At 46.4% G+C, this 19,053-nt stretch carries 10 protein-coding genes; 4 read left to right on the forward strand and 6 right to left on the reverse strand.

Annotated features, from left to right (window positions below):
• Positions 1-282 precede the first annotated feature (282 nt).
• Together NG792_RS01755 and NG792_RS01760 are read left to right on the forward strand one after the other, a co-directional pair.
• On the forward strand, positions 283-1,383 hold the full coding sequence (locus tag NG792_RS01755; RefSeq protein ID WP_261199945.1) for a BLUF domain-containing protein: 1,101 nt from the start codon (positions 283-285) through the stop codon (positions 1,381-1,383).
• 984 nt (positions 1,384-2,367) lie between these two features.
• A complete protein-coding gene (locus NG792_RS01760; RefSeq protein ID WP_261199946.1) occupies positions 2,368-3,273 on the forward strand; it encodes an SGNH/GDSL hydrolase family protein in 906 nt (301 codons plus the stop codon).
• A 368-nt stretch (positions 3,274-3,641) separates the two neighbouring features.
• Here the strand turns inward: NG792_RS01760 and NG792_RS01765 are convergent, their stop codons facing one another.
• The gene (locus NG792_RS01765) at positions 3,642-4,823 is read right to left on the reverse strand and encodes a histidine kinase (protein ID WP_261234282.1); all 1,182 of its coding nucleotides are present in this window, start codon (positions 4,821-4,823) and stop codon (positions 3,642-3,644) included.
• Between the two features lie 302 nt (positions 4,824-5,125).
• On the opposite strand from NG792_RS01765, the gene NG792_RS01770 reads away from it, so the two are divergent.
• A complete protein-coding gene (locus NG792_RS01770; RefSeq protein WP_261234382.1) occupies positions 5,126-6,952 on the forward strand; it encodes a DUF2079 domain-containing protein in 1,827 nt (608 codons plus the stop codon).
• 101 nt (positions 6,953-7,053) lie between these two features.
• Positions 7,054-8,241 carry a glycosyltransferase family 4 protein gene (locus NG792_RS01775; protein WP_261234283.1) on the forward strand — a complete coding sequence of 396 codons (1,188 nt, stop codon included), beginning with the start codon at positions 7,054-7,056 and terminating at the stop codon, positions 8,239-8,241.
• Positions 8,242-8,523: 282 nt separating this feature from the next.
• Here NG792_RS01775 and NG792_RS01780 read toward each other — a convergent pair whose 3' ends face one another.
• The 5 genes from NG792_RS01780 to NG792_RS01800 all read right to left on the reverse strand — a co-directional run bounded on the left by NG792_RS01780 (position 8,524) and on the right by NG792_RS01800 (position 18,764).
• Complete coding sequence (locus NG792_RS01780) at positions 8,524-9,189, reverse strand: DUF4276 family protein (protein WP_261234284.1); 666 nt, start codon at positions 9,187-9,189, stop codon at positions 8,524-8,526.
• Positions 9,183-10,403 (reverse strand): AAA family ATPase, encoded by a 1,221-nt coding sequence (locus NG792_RS01785; protein WP_261234285.1) that lies wholly within the window; start codon positions 10,401-10,403, stop codon positions 9,183-9,185. Before NG792_RS01785 ends, NG792_RS01780 begins: the two co-directional genes overlap by 7 nt.
• A 184-nt stretch (positions 10,404-10,587) precedes the next feature.
• Positions 10,588-11,760: an IscS subfamily cysteine desulfurase gene (locus NG792_RS01790; protein WP_261234286.1), complete on the reverse strand. Its 1,173-nt coding sequence runs from the start codon at positions 11,758-11,760 to the stop codon at positions 10,588-10,590.
• Between the two features lie 316 nt (positions 11,761-12,076).
• The gene (locus tag NG792_RS01795) at positions 12,077-13,354 is read right to left on the reverse strand and encodes a sensor histidine kinase (RefSeq protein ID WP_261234287.1); all 1,278 of its coding nucleotides are present in this window, start codon (positions 13,352-13,354) and stop codon (positions 12,077-12,079) included.
• A gap of 310 nt (positions 13,355-13,664) precedes the next feature.
• On the reverse strand, positions 13,665-18,764 hold the full coding sequence (locus NG792_RS01800) for an ATP-binding protein (RefSeq protein WP_261234288.1): 5,100 nt from the start codon (positions 18,762-18,764) through the stop codon (positions 13,665-13,667).
• Between the last annotated feature and the right edge of the window lie 289 nt (positions 18,765-19,053).

Here is a 19,053-nt window from a genome sequence, read left to right on the forward strand (position 1 = left end):
AATACGGTTAGAGTAGAGTTCTAACTACTGTCCCGCCCCTTGATTTTATGTCACAATTTTGAATAAGAACCGTAAAAAAAGCGCGTTCGGCTCAGGGTTATGAAGGGCTGGAGATTTGTAAAACACTCAACTTCAGGGAATTCTACCGAAATATTAGGGTTGTTCAGGTTAATCGGTGATTTGTACATAGACAACCCTCTGCTGTCATACCCGCTTCCAGCCCCTGGCATTGATGGTTGAGCTTGGCGGCCCTATTTTGCTTTAGTGGACTAGAATTTTATCATGAAAAGACTCACCTATATTAGTAAATTTTCCCGCACCCTCTCCCATGACGATATTGAGGCGATCGGTCGCGTATCCGCTCACAAAAATCAACAAGCAAATGTGACCGGCGTGTTGCTCTGTTTGGACGGGATATTTTTTCAAATCCTCGAAGGCGAAGCGGAGAAAATTGACCAAATTTATGACCGAATTCTGGCCGATGAGCGTCATACGGATATTCTCTGCTTAAAATCGGAAGGGGAAGTCGTCCAAAGAATGTTTCCCGATTGGTCCATGCAAACCATTAATTTGGATGAAAATACTGATTTGCTAATTGGACCGATTAAGGTATTATTGCAGACTCTCACCGAATCCCATCGCGTGTTGGAAAAATATACCCAACCCAGTATTTTTAAAATTATTAGTCAAGGGATTAATCCCCTAAGCATTCGGCCCAAAGCAGTCGAAAAAATTGTGTTTTTTAGTGATATTGTTTCTTTTTCTACCTTTGCGGAGAAACTGCCCGTAGAGGAGGTGGTTTCCGTGGTGAATAGTTATTTTTCAATTTGTACTGCCATGATTACCCACCATCGGGGAGAGGTAACTAAATTTATAGGGGATTGCGTGATGGCTTATTTTGATGGAGACTGCGCTGATGACGCCATCCAAGCGAGTTTAGATATCTTGAGTGAACTGGAAAATTTAAGAAATGTTTCCCCCGAAGGGAGTCCGCTGCGGGTGCTCTACAGTGGGATTGGTTTAGCCAAGGGGAAAGTGATTGAGGGAAATATTGGTTCGGAAGTGAAAAAGGATTATACCATATTAGGGGATGCGGTGAATGTAGCAGCTCGCTTGGAAGCCTTAACCCGCAAGTTATCCCAAGCCTTAGTTTTTTCCGGGGAGGTCAAAAAGAGTGCGGCGAAATCTTGGGACTTTATTTGGTTAGCAGATTCGGCATTGAAAGGAAAATCGGAATCAATAGAGATTTATTCAATTGATAATGAAATGACGCGAAAATCCAGCGGTGGATTAGAAATTGCGCGGAATATTGGGCATTATTTGGAACGAGTGGGCGATCGCGAACCTAGTCAGATTTTTGGGGTGACCAGTTTGCCACTATAAGGAAGTCCGTGCATGGGGTGCATCTTGACTCAACCTCACTTGGACATCGGTTTTTGGGGGAAGATCAGCCCCTGGAAACCGGGAGATGACGGCGGAGTTACCTGCCTCAGTTGGATTCCCCGGATGAGGGAACTCCTGTATCTTGGGACGGGAATCTCTCCCTGGCGATCGCCGTGCCCAAACCGGCCGATCTATAAAATTTTGATAAACCTCCTCCCGATTTTTCAAAAAACTTTATAATAGCTTTAACTGAATCAGGGAACCGGCTGTTCATCGGCCCTCACATCCATCAGTGATCTAAATTTTTCATCAGACTGAACTGACTCTATATCTCCTCAAAACAGCCCAATTTTTCCCTCCCCCTACCGATTGACATTTATCAAAATTTATGGCCCGCTTGACCCGAAATTGGATATAAACGGGGTCTTGTACCCCCGTTTTCCACCTTCTTCGTGTTCTGCGAAATAACGCTTTAAAGCGAGTGTATCAGCAAAAACCTTGAATAATCCCCTCAAAATCAAGGGTTTCCAACCTCTTCCTTGCTGAAGGCTACCTCACTCCCCAAGGCCAATTCCCATTCTTCTCCAAACTCAGCACAAAGATAGAGTGACTGACTTAGAACATAGAGGAAACTAATAAGCAAAGCCTACCCCAAGAAAACCTCAGCCCTATGCAGGGTCAGGTTACAGGAACAGATTTTCTGAAAAATATCCTGTCTTCTCGGGCTGGCGAGTCGGTATGACATGAATAGAACAAGAACCCCGGTTTCTCGCTCTATGTTGTTGCCAAATCGGTGAAATTTTCTAAGGGGAACGGGTTTATAACAGCGGCTATCCCGCTACCCTGGGGTCAACAATCACTCTAAGTTATACCTGTGGGATTCGACCCGAATCCGCCTAAATTTTACCCTTGTAGTTGAGAAATTCAGCAAAAAGCATCCCTTCTATTCACTTATTTTGAAGAGTTTACCCGAGGTATTACAACATGAAAAAGATAAATCTCACCCTGACATCTGCGGGTTTTGCGACCCTAGTGCTTTTGGGTGCAACCTCCTCTACGGTACAAGCCTTTTCTTTAACTCAGTCCAACCCCTTGAAAATTATGCCATTAGGGGATTCTAATACCCGAGGCAAAGGTGAGGACGTTGCGGGCTATCGAGATGACCTCTGGATGCGGCTGAATGACAGTGGATTCAATGTTGATTTTGTGGGGAGTGCTACCACGAATCCCCCCAGTAGTTGGAATCAACCCTATCCATTCGATCGCGATCATCAGGGTCATGGTGGATATGCCGTTAGCGGGGACACCTACGCCACTGGCGGTGATTTGATGTCCAACATCGATAACTGGCTGAATGCCGCCACTCCCGATGTCATCCTGTTGATGGCAGGAACTAACGACTTTATCTTTCAGAAGACAACAACTGCCCAGGAAACCCTTGATGAACTGGGTACATTACTAGATAAAATCTTTGCTTGGTCGTCCGATGTAGCTGTATTGGTTAGCTCGATCGCCCCGTTAGCGCCCAAGGAAGGATTAGCACAAGAAGCCGCTTTATACAATAATATGATTCCGGGTCTGTTAGGCAGCGATCGCTATCAACAGAATAACCTCTCCTTTGTGGATACCCGCAATTTGTTTACCCTGGATGATGTCTATGATGGGGTTCACTTTACACCCGAGGGTTACTCCACCTTAGCCAATGCCTGGTTTGATGGGATTGTTTCCGCCTCTAATGTAGGTCAACCTCCTATAAGTCCGATCGTCGTTGAAACTCCCGGATCAGACGACCCAGTTTCTATACCTGAACCGACTTCTGTATTAGGACTCTTAGCATTCGGTTTAGTTGGCGCAGGATCGTTACGCAAACGCCGTCATGTTTCTCCCTAACCCGAACTCCAGGATTTTGCCCCAGAACAATTCCCAGAAGAAAACCGGGCGATACCAGGGGATACTTAGGGCGAATGAGGGCGATCAGGTGGGCTGAATTGAGATTTAGCCCCCTTCTTACAAAAAGTGCTTACAGGAGGGGATTAAAGCCAGTCTGAAATCGGGTTTGCTCACCGGAATTCCCTCCGATTAAAGCAACTTCTAGGGGGTCAGTACAGGATTTAAAGTGGATGACCCTAGGACAGCTTGATGTAAGTGCAGCACTCACAGGCTGGAGAGCATTAACTACACCAGAAAGAGCGATCGCCATCCTGCACTCCCCCAAATGTACAAAAATAATTGTACAAAGGGCTATAATCTGCTCATTTTCACTGTCGATAGACGGGTAGGGTAAAGTGAAATGCACTGCCTTTATTGCAAGAAGAATCCACCCAAATTTCCCCACAATTGGCCCGAATTAATCGCTTACATAAGCCTAAACCGATTCCATACCCATCTTTTTGCTCATCGCGCTTGAGGCGAAACTTATCCTCAAAAATATGCTCCTGATTTTCGGAGGGAATGCCGGGACCCGTGTCGATTACACTAACTTGAACCTTTTGTGTCGTGCGGTGCAAGATACAAACTTGAATTTCGCCGCCTTGGGGAGTGTACTTAATGGCATTGTCCAGAAGATTGACAATCACCTGGCGTACCCGTTCTCCATCGGCATAAACCGAGGGTAAATCGTTGGGAATGTCGGTTTTTAGGGTATGGGATTTTGCCAATAAGCGGTCTTTGAAATTTTCTAGGATGTTCAAAGTCAGGGTTTTGAGGTTGAGTTTCTTGGGATGAATGTGAAACTCGGCACTATTCGTGCTATGAGCAGCAACGAGGATATCTGAGATCATGCGATCGATCAGGCGGGTTTGAGTCCGGGCATGGTAAATTAATCGCGATCGCAGTGCCGATGCCGCCTCGGGACTGAGAGATTTTTCCGGTTTGTAAGTGATTTCTAGGGTTTCTAAAGCCAGAGAAGCTGCCGTCAGAGGATTTCGCAACTCATGGGCTAACATGGCAATCAAGCGGTCCTTAAAATGCAGTTGGTCCACCAGTTCTTCTTTTTCCTGCTTCAGGCGAAAAATTTCATCGGAGAGCTCCATCAGTTCAGCGGAATGTGCCAGTTCAGAAGAGATGCTTTTGCGGGGGTAATGCCCGATCGCTTCTTCTGATGCCTGCTTGCTGAGATACTCTTCCACGGACTTTTGCCAGCGATCCCACCACTTATCCAGTTCTCCGACTAAATTACTACCGGCGAGAACTTGTCGGGGTCCCGGGTGGAGTTTAATCAAAGCTGGAGTCGCGACCAGTTTAAACTGTTCCGCTAGATAAGGCTGTTCGCTGACATCAATGATTTGCAAGTCAAAGGGGATACCTGTCCGCAGTTTCTGAAAATAACTGCGGATTCTGCGAATTTGTTCACTGGATCTCGGACGCCTATCAACAAATAGGACAAGCTGTAAAGGTGCTTCATCGTTCTGATGCATGGTTTTTTCCGGAACTGCCCTCATGCAATCCCCTTGCGGCAATGCGGCTAAAAAAGTAACACTGATTTTGAGCTTGAGACAAGTGACTCGATCGCCCTAGCGATTCTTTTGTTTTTCTTTATATTTATAAATTATCCTGTTTATTGTCGATTCGTGAAAGAGTACAAAGGATTCGACTCTTGTCACGACTTGACTGCCCAGAAGGAAAAGAGCTAGGGCCTCCGGACTGGTCTAAACCTACCCAATGGAACCTCAACTTTCAACCTGTTGAGGCAGCAGAACGTTTGTTGTCAAACCTTAACATTTTCTTAAGACTTAAGCGAGGAATGTTGTCAAATTTGCCGAAAAATTCAGGGGGGCGGTTGGTGATCACAGTTGCGATCGCCTTCTTTGTGGTGACCCTAGTCTTCACCCTCCACCGCTACTACACCTTTTACGCCTCTTTTGACCAGGGAATTTTTAACCAGGTCTTTTGGAATAGCAGCCAGGGACGGTTGTTCCAAAGTTCGCTGTCCTCGGGTCTTTCCACCAATGTTGTCCATAGTGGAGAAGTCCCGGACGTTTCCTATCACCGTCTCGGACAACATTTTACCCCGGCCCTATTACTCTGGCTACCCATTTACAGTCTGTTTCCCTCTCCGGTAACCTTGAGCGTACTCCATGTGACAATGGTCACCGCTGCTGGGGGGGTACTCTATGCCCTCGCCCGAGTCTATCTCCAACCCGCGATCGCCAGTTGGATTGCCGTCAGCTACTATGCCGCCAATGCGATCGCCGGTCCCACCCTCTCCAACTTCCATGACAATTTCCAGATGCCCCTATTTGTCTTCAGTCTGTTGTTGGCAATGGAAAAACGCTGGTGGTGGCTCTTTTGGCCTCTGGCCCTCTGCATCCTCGCAGTCCGCGCCGATGGCGGCATCTCCCTCTTTGGCGTCGGAGTGTACATGATTCTCAGCAAACGCTATCCCAAACGGGGATTAGCCATTTGTACCCTCAGTTTCACTTATATCGCCCTCTTGACCAACCTGGTCATGCCCCTGTTTTCCGACGATATTTCTCGCCGATTCACCATTGAGCGCTTCGGGCAGTACATTGATAAAGAAGAAGCGACCACCTTGGAGATTCTCTGGGCCTTTATCAGCCAACCGGGATTAGTCCTTTGGGAGATTATCACCCCGATTGGGGGAAAAATAAAGTATCTCCTGGGACAATGGCTGCCCTTGGCCTTTATTCCCGCATTTTCCCCAACCGCTTGGGCGATCGCCGGATTTCCCCTGCTGGCGATTTTCTTACAACAAGGTCAAACCGCCTTATCCATTAATATCCGCTATGCTATGACTGTCGTTCCGGGTCTCTGTTATGGGGCAATCCTCTGGTGGTCCTACCGACAACAGTCCTTACAAACTCCAGTCCGGGACGTAATTCGCCAGGGACTCTGGAATAAACCTGCGCCACCGCCAGTCCCCATCAATGAACCGAAGCAAACCCCCAAGACCAATTTATTAACCGGCAAGATGTCCACCTGGGGCGATCGCCTCGGTTCCCTCCTCGAACCCCTGCGCAAAAAAGCCGACTACTGGTGGGAAACCCATCCCAAACTGCTCAAAATTTCCATGCAGCGCTTTTGGGCCATTTGCATTGGGTTGTCCCTATTGTTTACCTTTACCTCCAACCCGAATCGCACCTTTTATTTTATTATTCCCGACTCCATCGACCCCTGGGTCTACGTTTCCCTGCCGCAGCAGTGGGAACATAGTCGCCACATCCGGAACTTAATGTCCCAGATTCCCCCGGATGCCAGTGTTTCCGCGACCACCTATTTAGTGCCTTCCCTCTCCGGACGCCGAGAGATTCTGCGCTTTCCGTTTTTGCGGTTCCGCAATGATGCTTCCCAAGAGGTTAACGTCGAATATGCGATCGCCGACTTGTGGCAACTCCAACAATATCTCCCCGCCTTCAAACATGACCGCGCCCTCTTTCGCGATTTAGTCCCTTTTATCGATCAACTCCATGCCACGGACCAATATGGCATTATTGGATTTGAACAAGGGGTGATTTTAATGCGCCGACAAACTCCCTCAGATTCAGCAGCATTAGCGGCATGGCAACGGTATCGTGAAGAGATTGAGCCATTATTGAAACCGGATGCGTAAGCGACAATCGGCACTCTCAAGCGGGTGCCGATTTAGCAGGGGATTAAGAATGGTGCAAAATCTCAGTTCTATCCAAACCTAAACTTGTGTAATCTGCGTCCATGAAAATTCTGGTACTCACTTGGGAGTTTCCTCCTCGGATTGTCGGGGGTATTGCACGTCACGTTGCGGAATTATATCCGGAGTTGGTGAAATTGGGCCATTGCGTCCATTTAGTGACCGTGGAATTTGGTCATGCCCCGATGTATGAACAACTGGAAGGGATTGACGTGCATCGGGTCCCCGTCGAACAGGGAAACGACTTCTTCCACTGGGTTGCCAACATGAACGAGAGCATGGGACGTCATGGGGGCAAATTGATTTTAGAAGAAGGACCCTTCGACTTGATTCACGCCCATGATTGGTTAGTCGCCGATGCAGCGATCGCCCTCAAACACCACTTTAAAATTCCCCTGATTGCCACCATCCACGCCACAGAACATGGCAGAAATAACGGCATTCATAACGAAATTCAGGGGTATATCGCTCAGAAAGAGCGAGACTTGGTGTACAACTCCTGGCGGACGATCGTCTGTAGCGATTATATGCGTCGAGAACTGGAACGAGCATTAGGCTGTCCCGGGGATAAAATCGACGTCATTTTTAATGGCATCCGGGCCGAAAAAAAACCCCGGTGGCAGGATTTTGATGCTCAAACTTTTCGCCGTCAGTTTGCGGGCGATCATGAAAAAATCGTCTACTATGTCGGTCGCATGACTTACGAAAAAGGCGTCGAAGTCTTATTAAGAGCAGCCCCCAAAATCCTCTGGGAAATGGGAGGATTGGTCAAATTTGCCATTGTAGGCGGTGGCAATACCGACCACCTCAAAGAATTGGCCGGTGCTTTAAATATCTGGGATAAGTGCTATTTTACCGGCTTCATGTTTGAGGATGACCTGCACAAATTCCAAGCGGTTGCTGATTGTGCCGTCTTCCCCAGTCTCTATGAACCCTTTGGAATTGTCGCCTTAGAAAGTTTTGCCGCCCGGGTTCCTGTGGTTGTCTCCGATACCGGAGGATTACCCGAGGTGGTTCAACATACAAAAACCGGCGTCGTCACCTGGGCGAATAATCCCGACTCCCTCGCTTGGGGAATCCTCGATGTGTTGAAAAATCCTGGGTATGTGCAGTGGTTGATTGATAATGCTTACGCGGATTTAAACCGGCGATTTAGTTGGCCGAAATTGGCTCATCAAACTGAAGTAGTTTATCATCGTGTGGTGAATGAGCGATCGCAAATTGTTTGGTAATGTGAGGGGAATTGCCAAGTCATCCCCCATCCGGTTGTAAACCGTTGGTTTTCTTTCTGAGGGAAGCAAAAGACAGCCTAATTCTGCTTTCCTGCCCACCCTAACTCACCCAGTTGCTGCATCATCTCTCTCCAAAACCCCACCTACAATCCTCGGATTCTAATCCCGAATCACCGGCCCTAGAGGGTCGGTATCGGATTAGGAAAACTAACCTAGTTGCTGTACAAACCTCCCTCAATCCCCTCCCAAAATCCTTCCGTGAAAATCTGTGAAATCAGTGGTTCATCCCTCTACCTCAATTGATTCTATATAATCAATTAACCGCTCAACTTCCTTAAAATCATGTATCAATCCTTCTAAATTCAGCAATCCTATTAATTTGGCTCCATCCTTAGCTTTGGAATATTTTTTATTTTTTCTTTTCTGTTTTCCTCTAACAATTTTTACCTCTTCAAAATATTGACATAAAATAGTCTCTAATTTTTCACTAGGTCTTTCAATTTCTTCCGGATGTCTATTTCTAATTAAGGGATTGCTGCGGATATCTTGTTCTTGTTTTTTACGAGTCAATCCTTCACTCTTCCCAAATTCTTCAATCTTATCAACTTGAGACAGTATCCAAGCTTCCATTTCTTGGACCATAAAAAAAATTCGGGTTGTATCAAACGGCTGATATCGCGCCAATCTTTCAGGGATTATTTCTGTGGGTCCATCTAAATCGATGAGAATAGCTGCATTAGACTGCTGTTCTTCTATAAATACAAGACGGTTCCTAGTTTGGGTGATGGTTCCAAAGGGTTGAATGATGAGATTAAAGTCAGCAGGGGAGAGCCTTTGAGATAATAATTTATGAAAACTTTCCCGAAAAACAGCTGTATTATCCACGGTCAATACTGAGGGATTTTCGGAGTAGACTCCCTCAATATAAATCGTAACATTGATTACCATCGCTTGCCACCTATCAAACCTTGTAACCAAGCTTGACCCACCAAAAAATCTTCATCCACTTCATCAGGGAAACTGTAATTGACTACCGTTTCATTCCCCTGGTTCTTTTCAAAAACTAAGACATCCTCTAGCTCAAATAAATTCAGGAGTAAGGGTGAATGAGTCGTCAAAATGATTTGAGTCTCTTTTGAGGCTTGTTTCAGGGCCTCCGCAACCGTATTAATCATGTCCGGATGAAGATTAGTTTCCGGTTCGTCAAGACAGACCAGATTGCCGCGTTCAGGGTTAAATAATATGGATAACAAGAGAAGATATTGTAGCGTTCCATCCGAAATCTGTTCAATAGAGACAGACCGAGTTAAATTTTTTTCTCGAAGAACTAGATATAACTTAGAACCTATTACATCAAAATTAATATCCTTGAAAAAAGGATTGATTTTCTTAATAGCTTCTTCAATTTTTTCATAGTCGAGAGAATTATTATTTTTGATTCTATTCAAAATAGTTATTAGATTTTGTCCGTTAGGCAATAATGTTGTTTCTGTGCTGTAGCTGGCAGGTTGTCGGATCAGACTAGAAAAAGTTGTATCAAAATTAGAGTAGACAGCAGCAGATTCTAATGCTCTTTTCAAGGTAAACAAGGGATAGAATCTTTCCGGATCCGAAATTTGACTCAAAGCGGGTTCGGTTGATTTGAAGGTGATTTCTTGATTTTGTTCGGGATATTTTTCGAGGCGCACTTTTCCATCTTCCCTCCTTTTGGAAATAACTCCCTGGGCATTATTCATTTCCATGAAAATAAAATCATCTTGGGTAGAACTAGGACTTATAGAGTATAATTTTTCAGCCAACCAATAAGAGGTTGACGCCATTTTATAAATCGTCAGTTCATAAATTGGATTTTCCCTAAATTGATAGCCTTTCTGATTTTTTATATTATTAATGAATTCTTTATCAAATTCAAAAGACAACTTAATATAGTCTTTTTCATTGGCATTGAAATTGGCTACCGTAGGAAATCCACCCCAGGTTTTTAAAAATATGTATTCTAATCCATTCCCAATAATCGCTTGGTATAATAGTTGAATGGCTTTGAGTAAATTTGATTTACCACTGCCATTAATCCCTAACAAAATATTAAGACCGGGATTCAGTTTTACGGTGGTTGGACCTCTGAAACTAAAAAAGTTCTCCAATGTTATTCGTGAAAACATAATTTTGGGGGTTGGCTAAGGGTGGAGATGAGATTAGGTTGAGAATTGTACGAATTCCGTGGAATAATTATCTCCCTACAGAATATTTTACAAATTTTAAAGTATTATATAGCAATTGTCAAGGTTTCTGCTCACCTCGGGGTTTAATTCAGATAAAAGTCTGTGAAATCAGTGGTTCATCCCTCTACCTCAACAATCCTCCCCGAACTTTCCGTAACGATTCAATCGTGGCGATCGCCTGTTGTGCCACTCTATCAATCTCCTCAACCGTATTAAATCGCCCGATTCCAAATCGTACCGAAGCAAATGCCAACTCCGGCGATCGCCCAATTGCCTCCAACACATGAGACGGTGCAATTTTAGCCGAAGTACAAGCGGAACCCGATGACACCGCCATCACTGATTGCAATCCCAACAACAACGCTTGACCATCCACTCCTGCTACACTTATATTTAAGTTACCGGCTAATCGTTGGGTGGGATGACCATTCAAAAACACCGATTCCAAAGATTGTAATTGTTCCCATAACCGCTGTCGCAACCTCATCAGGCGATCGCCTTCTGACTCCATTTCTGCCAATCCCAACGCTACCGCTTTAGCAAATCCCACAATCTGCGGCACATAAAGCGTCCCCGATCGCAATCCTCTCTCATGTCCTCCCCCATGCATCTGAGGAGCAATTTTCACCCGAGGATTACGCCGCCGAACATACAGTGCACCCACCCCTTTCGGTCCATATATTTTATGGGCAGTTAATGACATTAAATCTACCTGCATCTCCTGCACATCTAGGGGAATTTTACCAATCCCTTGTGCTGCATCACTATGAAAAATAATCCCCCGTTCTTTACACATTAACCCAATTTTTTTTAACGGTTGTAAGACACCTATTTCATTATTTGCCGCCATGATGGATACCAACACTGTATCGGCACGAAAGGCATTTTCTAACTCCACTAAATCCAGCAATCCATCAGGTTGAACCGGCAAATAAGTAATGTCAAATCCCAAGGTTTCTAAGTAGGCACAGGGGTCAAGAACAGCATTATGTTCGGTGTTAACGGTGATGATATGCCGTCCTTTTTGAAAATAACTTTCCGCCACCCCTTTAATCGCTAAATTATTGGCTTCCGTTGCACCACTGGTAAAAATGATTTCTTCTGGGGTGGCATGAATAGCATCAGCGAGGGTTTCTCTAGCTTGTTGAATAGCAGCTTCTGCTTCCCATCCATATTGATGATTGATGCTTGCCGGATTTCCGAAATAGTCCGTAAAATAAGGCAACATTGCCTGGATAACCCGTTGATCTACAGGGGTGGTGGCATGACAGTCGAGATAAATGGGGCGCTCGGACATAAGCAATGTTAGGAAAAAAGGTAGGCTCTAGCTTTAGCTTAACTTAAATTAGTCTACAATTTGAAGTATAGAGGGGATTTAGGATGAGTTGTAGGGTGCTTCAGACTCATTTTGAATCTATAGCAAGTCTAAATCCTTCTGACAATCCCTACAATACCTACAATTGACGGAGTAGGAGCATCTTGCTCCCTTAAAGTCACAGAGAGCAAGATACTCCTACTCCCTTTAAAAATTGTACAAGGCTTACCAGTGCGCTCTCTATCCCGGTCCTGGGTAGGATTTTCCGAGGTAACCTTACCCTGAAATTACCATTTTTTCATTCCGGTTGCTGCACTGCAAAATATTCTGTCTTGATACCCGGGCGATCGCTGGATTTAGCCGACTGAATACGAATGGGTAATTCAATTTTAAATTCGGTTCCTTTTTGGGGATGAGAAATACATTCTATCGTCCCTTGATGTTGCTGTACAATAATTTGATAAACCATTGATAATCCGAGTCCGGTTCCTGAACCGACGGGTTTTGTACTAAAAAAGGGGTCAAATATTTGGGATTTAACCGATTCGGAAATTCCGGGGCCATTATCGGCAATCCGAATCAGAACTCTATTTTCACTTAAAGTTTCCGTCTGAATTGTCAAACAACCGGGATGAGAAGGGGAATATAAACTGCTGCTTTCTATCGCATCAATGGCATTATTGAGGATTTGCAAAAAAGCTTGATTAATTTGGGCCGCGTAGGATTCAATAGAAGGTAATTTTCCGTAATTTTTAATAAGCTGAATTTGTTGATTAGTGGCGTTAGATTGCAACCGATGACCTAAAATTAATAACGTATTTTCTAGGGCTTCATTGATTTGAATGCACTGGAGTCCCGACCGTTCAAAGTGGGTAAATTCCTGAAGAGATAAGACAATTTGGCGAATGCGATCGCTCCCATGTTGCATTGACCCAATGATTTTCGGTAAATCTTGCAGCATGAAATTCAAATCGATGGATTCGAGTTTGGTTTGAATCGCCTCACTGGGTTGATTAACTTCTTTTTGATACAACTGAACCAGGTCAATTAAGTCTTGAGTATATTCTTGGAGATGACTGAGATTACTGTAAATAAAGGTAACCGGATTGTTGATTTCATGAGCGACCCCAGCGACGAGTTGACCAATGCTGGACATTTTTTCGCTTTGGATTAATTGAGACTGCACTCGTTGTAAATCCTTGAGGGTTTTACTCAGGCGTAAACCGGCGCGAACCCGGGCCATTAGTTCTTCGGTGTCGATGGGTTTAGAGAGGAAATCATCCGCCCCGGAGTCCAAGCCGATCACGCGATCGGTCACCAGTTCGCGGGCAGTTAAGAGAATAAAAAAGGTGCTGGATAAAGCGGGGTTGGCTTTGACGTGCTTGCAGACGGCTAATCCATCAAGTTGGGGCATCATCCAGTCACAAATAATTAAATCGGGACGGAGTTGCTCTGCTTGATGGATACCTTCCTCCCCATCGGAGGCGATCGCCACATGATGACCTTCACTTTCGAGCAATTCTTGCAAAACAATTTGCACCGTAATATCATCATCAATCGCTAAAATTTTACCCATAATCTGGTTATCATTGATAATTTTTGCGTTGAAATTTTTTCGGGGTTGGGGGAATCTAATCCCTAGCCTAGCCTAGGTTTTATGATAATTTATACTCCTTACGGTTAAAGTAGGAGTCCGACCGTTGAGAATCAGGGTAGGTTTCCCAAGCTTCTACTTTCTTCGGGGGTCTGTGAGGACTAGACACCAGGTTTCTGGTCCCAAACTTGGTAGGTTATCCTTCCAAACCCCTCTGAACAAGAGGGGCTTATTTATAATTCAACCGGGGATAAAAAACCGCAGGGGGTTGATGGAGGGTTTCACCGTGGATTTAAAGTAACTCGGGTAGATGAGTTTCAATAAACTCGCAAACGCTCTTTAATTGAGCTTGCAAGCTAGATAAAGGTGAGTCAGCTTCCGCTAAGCGGTTTTCGCGAGCGAGAGTGCCTAAGTGTTCAGCTAGGGCTGATATAGCTTGCGCTCCTACATTAGCACTGGCTCCTTTCAGGCGATGGGATACCCGGTCAACTTTAACACAATCATTGGCTTGAATGGCGGAGGCGATCGCCTGGGTATCTGCTGTAGCGGTGGTGGCAAATGCTTCTAACAGGCGGCGTTGGAGTGCTCTTTTGCCGCGAGAGACTTCTTCCAGACGGTCCAGGTTAATGGGTGGTGGAGAGTCTGAGGCGATCGCCTCGGCAGGATCAACAGGCAGATCCGGAGTCGAGAAATTCGGTTCTGGGGGTTGCCTCACCGGGTACATCTGCTGATCGGGGTGAACAATCCACCGTTCTAAAAGCGCCCTCAAGTGTTCTAGCTGGACTGGTTTACTGATATAGTCATCCATTCCAGCAGCCAGACACTTATCCCGTTCCGCAGACATGGCATGAGCGGTGAGAGCAATGACCACGGTTTTGTGAGGTGTGGACGGGTCCTGGGGTTCGCCATCGGCAGAGGGGCAAAGGGACCCGGTTGCTTCCCGGTTGCGGATTTCTTGGGTGGTTTGATAGCCATCTAATCCGGGCATCTGACAGTCCATCAAGACAATATCATAGCGCTTTTGGCTCAGGCGAGCGATCGCTTCGACCCCATTTCCCACACATTCCCCTTGATAGCCTAATGCCTCTAATTGTTGGAGAATCACCTGCTGATTAATCGGGTGGTCTTCCGCCACTAAAATATTTACTGTGGAACGAATCAGGGGGGGCACGAGGGGTCTGGGGGGTTGAGAAATGCGGCGACTGCCTCCCCCGGGTTTAGACGTCAAGGTTTGCGGGCGCAGGACCACAGTCATGAGACTATTAAATAGTTCAGACGATCGCACGGGTTTGACCAGATGCCCTTCTACAAAACTCAACCCGCGCTCTTGCAAGGATTGGATCAGTTCTAGGGCGCGATCGCGATATTGGAGTGTGGACATCAAAAATAAAGACGTTTGCGGGGGAAACGGGGATAATTTTTGGATAAATTCCTCGATGAGGGCGGGATTAGCCTCCCCACTCAGGGTACAATCGGTACAATCTTTACAATCATCTTTACAGTCTCCGTCATCCCGGCGATCGTCCTCAATTCCTAACAGCAAATGAAGGTCAACGATCGCCACTTGATAGGGACGTCCGGCGCTCACTGCCTCTTGCAACTTCTGGCACAATCTGCTATAATCTTCTACTTCATCAATACTGATACCCCAATCCTCCGCTAGATATCTTAAGGATTGACGAGTCGCCGCATTTCCCTGAGCGATTAATACCTGAACTTCCGTTAAGGCGACGGGCAGAGCACAACGGGGAATCGAACCGGATACCCGAGTCCCTTGTTTGCGAAACTTCAGTTCAAACCAAAAATTAGACCCGCGATCGGGGGAACTTTCCACCCCAATTTCGCCTCCCATCAGTTCCACCAATTGTTTACTAATCGCCAGTCCCAAACCCGTCCCCCCATAGCGTCGGGTTGTGGAAGTATCCACTTGAGAAAAGGATTGAAACAGTTTGTCTTGGCGATCGCTCGGGATACCAATCCCCGTATCTTGTACCGTAAAGCGCAGCCAAACTTCTTGCCCTCTGGCATCGGAAGACTCCGGTTTCATCGACTGGTTGACCTGAACCACCACCTCCCCCTGGTCAGTAAATTTAATCCCATTATTAATCAAATTCAACAAAATTTGACGGAGGCGGGCTGCATCTCCGATTAAGTGTTGCGGCACCTTCGGGTCAATCCAGACGGCTAATTCTAAACCCTTCTGATGAGCTGGAGCCGCTAATAAATACACCACTTCTTCAATACAAGTTGATAGTTGAAAATCTAAAGATTCGAGGTTCATTTCTCCGGCTTCCAGCTTAGAAAAGTCTAAAATATCATTAATGACCCGCAGCAGGTGTTCCCCACTGATGCGGATGGTTTCAGCACAATCCCGCTGCTGATTAGAAAGCGGAGTTTGTAATAATAAACCCGTCATTCCTAATACACCATTCATCGGGGTCCGAATTTCATGGCTCATGTTAGCCAGAAATTGGGATTTGATTCGGGCTGCTTCTAGGGCGGTTTCCCGAGCTTCCACCAGTTCATTAATATTATCGGTGACAATGGCAATTCCTCCAACTTCTCCCGTAGGACTATACCAAGGCTGAATCGCCCAACGCTGATAGAGTTTAGACCCATCAGCCTGTGCCCAGCAATCTTCCCCAGAAGAGATAGCTTCTCCGCCTAGGACCCTTTCCAGCAGAGGACCCCACTGTTCAAATAGATCCGGCATCACGTCAAAAAAGTGATATCCGATCCAGGAAAGATGGGTACAGGAGAAGTTGCCCTTGTAATCATTCAACCACTTCTGAGAATGGGCAATGTAACGCAGATCGTGATCCAATATTGCGATCGCTACGGGTACTCGGTTAATGATTTCTCGCAGTTGCAGGCGTTCCTTTTCTAGGGCTTCTTCGTACTGTTTGCGGTGAGTGATATCTTTGTGAGTCCCTAAGATCCGCACGATGTTGCCTTGGTGATCCCGTTCTACCACCTTTCCCCGGTCCAGAATCCATTGCCATTCGCCGGTTTTGGTGCGAATCCGGTATTCAATTTCAAAAACCGGAGTACCGCCGTGGAGATGCTGGTTCCAGGCGGCGATCGCCCGGGGTAAATCATCAGGATGAATCAATCTGTGCCAGGATTCGACCAGATTTGGGGTTTCATCGGGCATCCAGTCGGCGATCGCTCTCCATTTTTTCCCGATAAACAAATCTCCCGTCTCCAGATTCCAATCCCATAATTCCAAATTGCTGCCTTCGAGGGCTAATTGCAATCGTCGGTTACTTTCCTGAAGGTGATCGAGGCATTGCTGATTTTCCCGATCGCATTGCGATGCGGATTGTCCCTTGCCATCGGCGATCGTCACCTCTACAATATTGGTATAAATACTAAAAATCCCCACCACTGCGCCCTGGTCATTGGGAATGGCGTGAGCGCGCAACAATGCCCTCTTGCTAGTCCCGTCTTTTTTTTGTACCCAGACTTCTGCACACCAACTATACCCTCGGCGCACCCTTTGGCAAATTTCGCGATCGAGTTCGGGAGTGCCGTACAGTTGGCTAATCCCTCCGGCGGCATTGATTTCATCACAACTATATCCAAATTGTTCCTTCCATGCTCTATTTTGATAGGTGAGAATCCCATTGAGGTCGGTGATGGCAATGGCATCGGATGCTTCATTGATACCCCACTCCAGCCACGATCCAGAGGCGATCGGTTTCCGAACCCGATTCAGTGGAGTGCCAGTGGGAATACTCACCCGAACGCGCTTGAGATGTTTGGGATGTTTGAGGAACAATCCAGTTGAGGCGTCCCAATCCGCAGATATGGGATGAGGTTTGCGGATACAGGACCGCCATTTTCTCAGTTCGACGGTTAATAACATCGAAGGTTGTAATTGAATCGGTTGCACTTTTGAGCCATTCCCAGGATTCGGATCTGAGCTCAGACTCGCCGATTCTTCCGATGCCTGAACTGGGTCCGGTGCGATCGCCCTTTGTCCCTTCCAAATCAAAAACACGACTTGATGATGGCGATCAAAAACAGGTTGGATAGAAAAATTAACCCCCTCCCCCCTGGCATTACTCCCGTCGAGAGGAAGGCAACTGCGAACGAATTCTCCCCTAGCGGCTGTAGCGATCGCCTGCTTTAATTGTTCTTGTATTTCCTGATTCTGATGGTGAGTTTCCTGGCATTCAGGAGGACTCCACCCTCGACTGTTCCAAAAAGGAAGACCCACTTGCGCTTCCCGCTGTGAATTACCCCCGCCTGTGTCCCCTAAAGTTTGAATCTCCAGAAGGGTTCCCTCGGGTTCTAACAGGGCGATCGCCTCCCACAGTTCCGGGACCCCAGATGGACCACTCCCTTGAATATCTCCGTTAGACTGTCGGCGATAAGCGGCGATCGCCCGTCCTGCGCTTTGCAATACAGGGATTTCCCCGGAACTAACCGGGTTCGGGTGAGAATACTCAAACCCCATCCATCCCAGACAACAGCCATCGGCAATGGCGGGAATCAGCAGAATTGAGGAGATTTGGCGATCGGCAAAAAAAGACCCCTCTGATTCCGGCAGTTCCGCCACTGCCAGAGAAATCGCCTGTCCCCCCGAGGCGCTGATCTGCTCTAAATCCGGTAAACTCGGGACCCTTACCTCCCTGGGGAAGTCCTCGGCATACCACTGCGATCGTAAACCCGTTCCCCTCTCATCCCCTGTCCCCTTCCTTTCCCAGAAGTATGCACCCGTCGCACCAGACACCTGTGCCAGTCGTTGTAGAATCTCTTCATAAAGCAGAGTTTCCCTCTCGAAATCAGGCGTTACAGCCATCAGTAACTGTTGCTGAATCTCCACCAACGCCGTGAGGTAGGAGGAACAAGAACTGGAATGAGCCAGTTCTGAGTCAAGGTCCCCGTTGCATCCCCCAGAACAATCGCTGTGTGACGTCCCCGAAGTTGGGTTAGAGAAACCCTTGACCCGGGCAACTTCCCCAGTAAATGGAGGGTCATTTTGTGCCGGAGTTTCTACCGACTTTTCCTGACTCTTTTGAGGATTTGGGCTGATCAGGCGAGCTTCCCATTTCCAGGATTGTTGTTCATCCAGGGCGATCGCCATTGATTGCATCAAGTTTTTCCAGTCATCTGAATGCAGGCTAAAACTCACCTCAACCCGAACAGGTTTAGACTGTCCTTGAGGATGAGTTCCCTGATTTTGCACGGCTGTAGCACCATTTTTTTCCTCAAAGGTTACAGGAATGGTTTCCTTGTCGTGATTCCATGCTAGATCAAGCAGTTCTAACACAATCCCTGGATTGCGAGTCGGTTTGAGCGGTTGACTAGACTCTACAGATTCAATCGGAGTCAATTGGCGAGTTCGCCCGGATGAGAGTGGGTTGGGTTCTAGGGGAAGGACCATTTGATATACCTTTTTTTATTTCGACTTTTAATCCTGGAGTGAACAATTCTAAGATTCAACCTTTCCCGGGAAAAGTTACTATGCTGTTCGTGATTTTAATGGTTTCTTTATTTTTTGGCCCCTAAAAAATACTGAATTGCTTTGAGGCCAGATTGTGGTGGAATGCTTGGCGATCCAGTTACCTAACTCAATTTTAGACTTAATGTCACTTCTGTCTTAGTTTAACCTGAGAGTTGCAAGAGCGGAAGGAGTTAGGGGCGCTCAAGGGTACAGTCGTAAAGGTTCGTCC

The organism is Laspinema olomoucense D3b (genome assembly GCF_025370785.1).
GTDB classification, from domain to species: domain Bacteria; phylum Cyanobacteriota; class Cyanobacteriia; order Cyanobacteriales; family Laspinemataceae; genus Laspinema; species Laspinema olomoucense.

What these genes read in the sequence shown, in the direction of transcription:
- NG792_RS01785 (WP_261234285.1), bottom strand. Translation starts at nt 10,403, where the DNA reads ATGTTTTCACGAATAACATTGGAGAACTTTTTTAGTTTCAGAGGTCCA.
- NG792_RS01765 (WP_261234282.1), bottom strand. Translation starts at nt 4,823, where the DNA reads ATGAGGGCAGTTCCGGAAAAAACCATGCATCAGAACGATGAAGCACCT.
- NG792_RS01795 (WP_261234287.1), bottom strand. Translation starts at nt 13,354, where the DNA reads ATGGGTAAAATTTTAGCGATTGATGATGATATTACGGTGCAAATTGTT.
- NG792_RS01760 (WP_261199946.1), top strand. Translation starts at nt 2,368, where the DNA reads ATGAAAAAGATAAATCTCACCCTGACATCTGCGGGTTTTGCGACCCTA.
- NG792_RS01780 (WP_261234284.1), bottom strand. Translation starts at nt 9,189, where the DNA reads ATGGTAATCAATGTTACGATTTATATTGAGGGAGTCTACTCCGAAAAT.
- NG792_RS01790 (WP_261234286.1), bottom strand. Translation starts at nt 11,760, where the DNA reads ATGTCCGAGCGCCCCATTTATCTCGACTGTCATGCCACCACCCCTGTA.
- NG792_RS01800 (WP_261234288.1), bottom strand. Translation starts at nt 18,764, where the DNA reads ATGGTCCTTCCCCTAGAACCCAACCCACTCTCATCCGGGCGAACTCGC.
- NG792_RS01755 (WP_261199945.1), top strand. Translation starts at nt 283, where the DNA reads ATGAAAAGACTCACCTATATTAGTAAATTTTCCCGCACCCTCTCCCAT.
- NG792_RS01775 (WP_261234283.1), top strand. Translation starts at nt 7,054, where the DNA reads ATGAAAATTCTGGTACTCACTTGGGAGTTTCCTCCTCGGATTGTCGGG.
- NG792_RS01770 (WP_261234382.1), top strand. Translation starts at nt 5,126, where the DNA reads ATGTTGTCAAATTTGCCGAAAAATTCAGGGGGGCGGTTGGTGATCACA.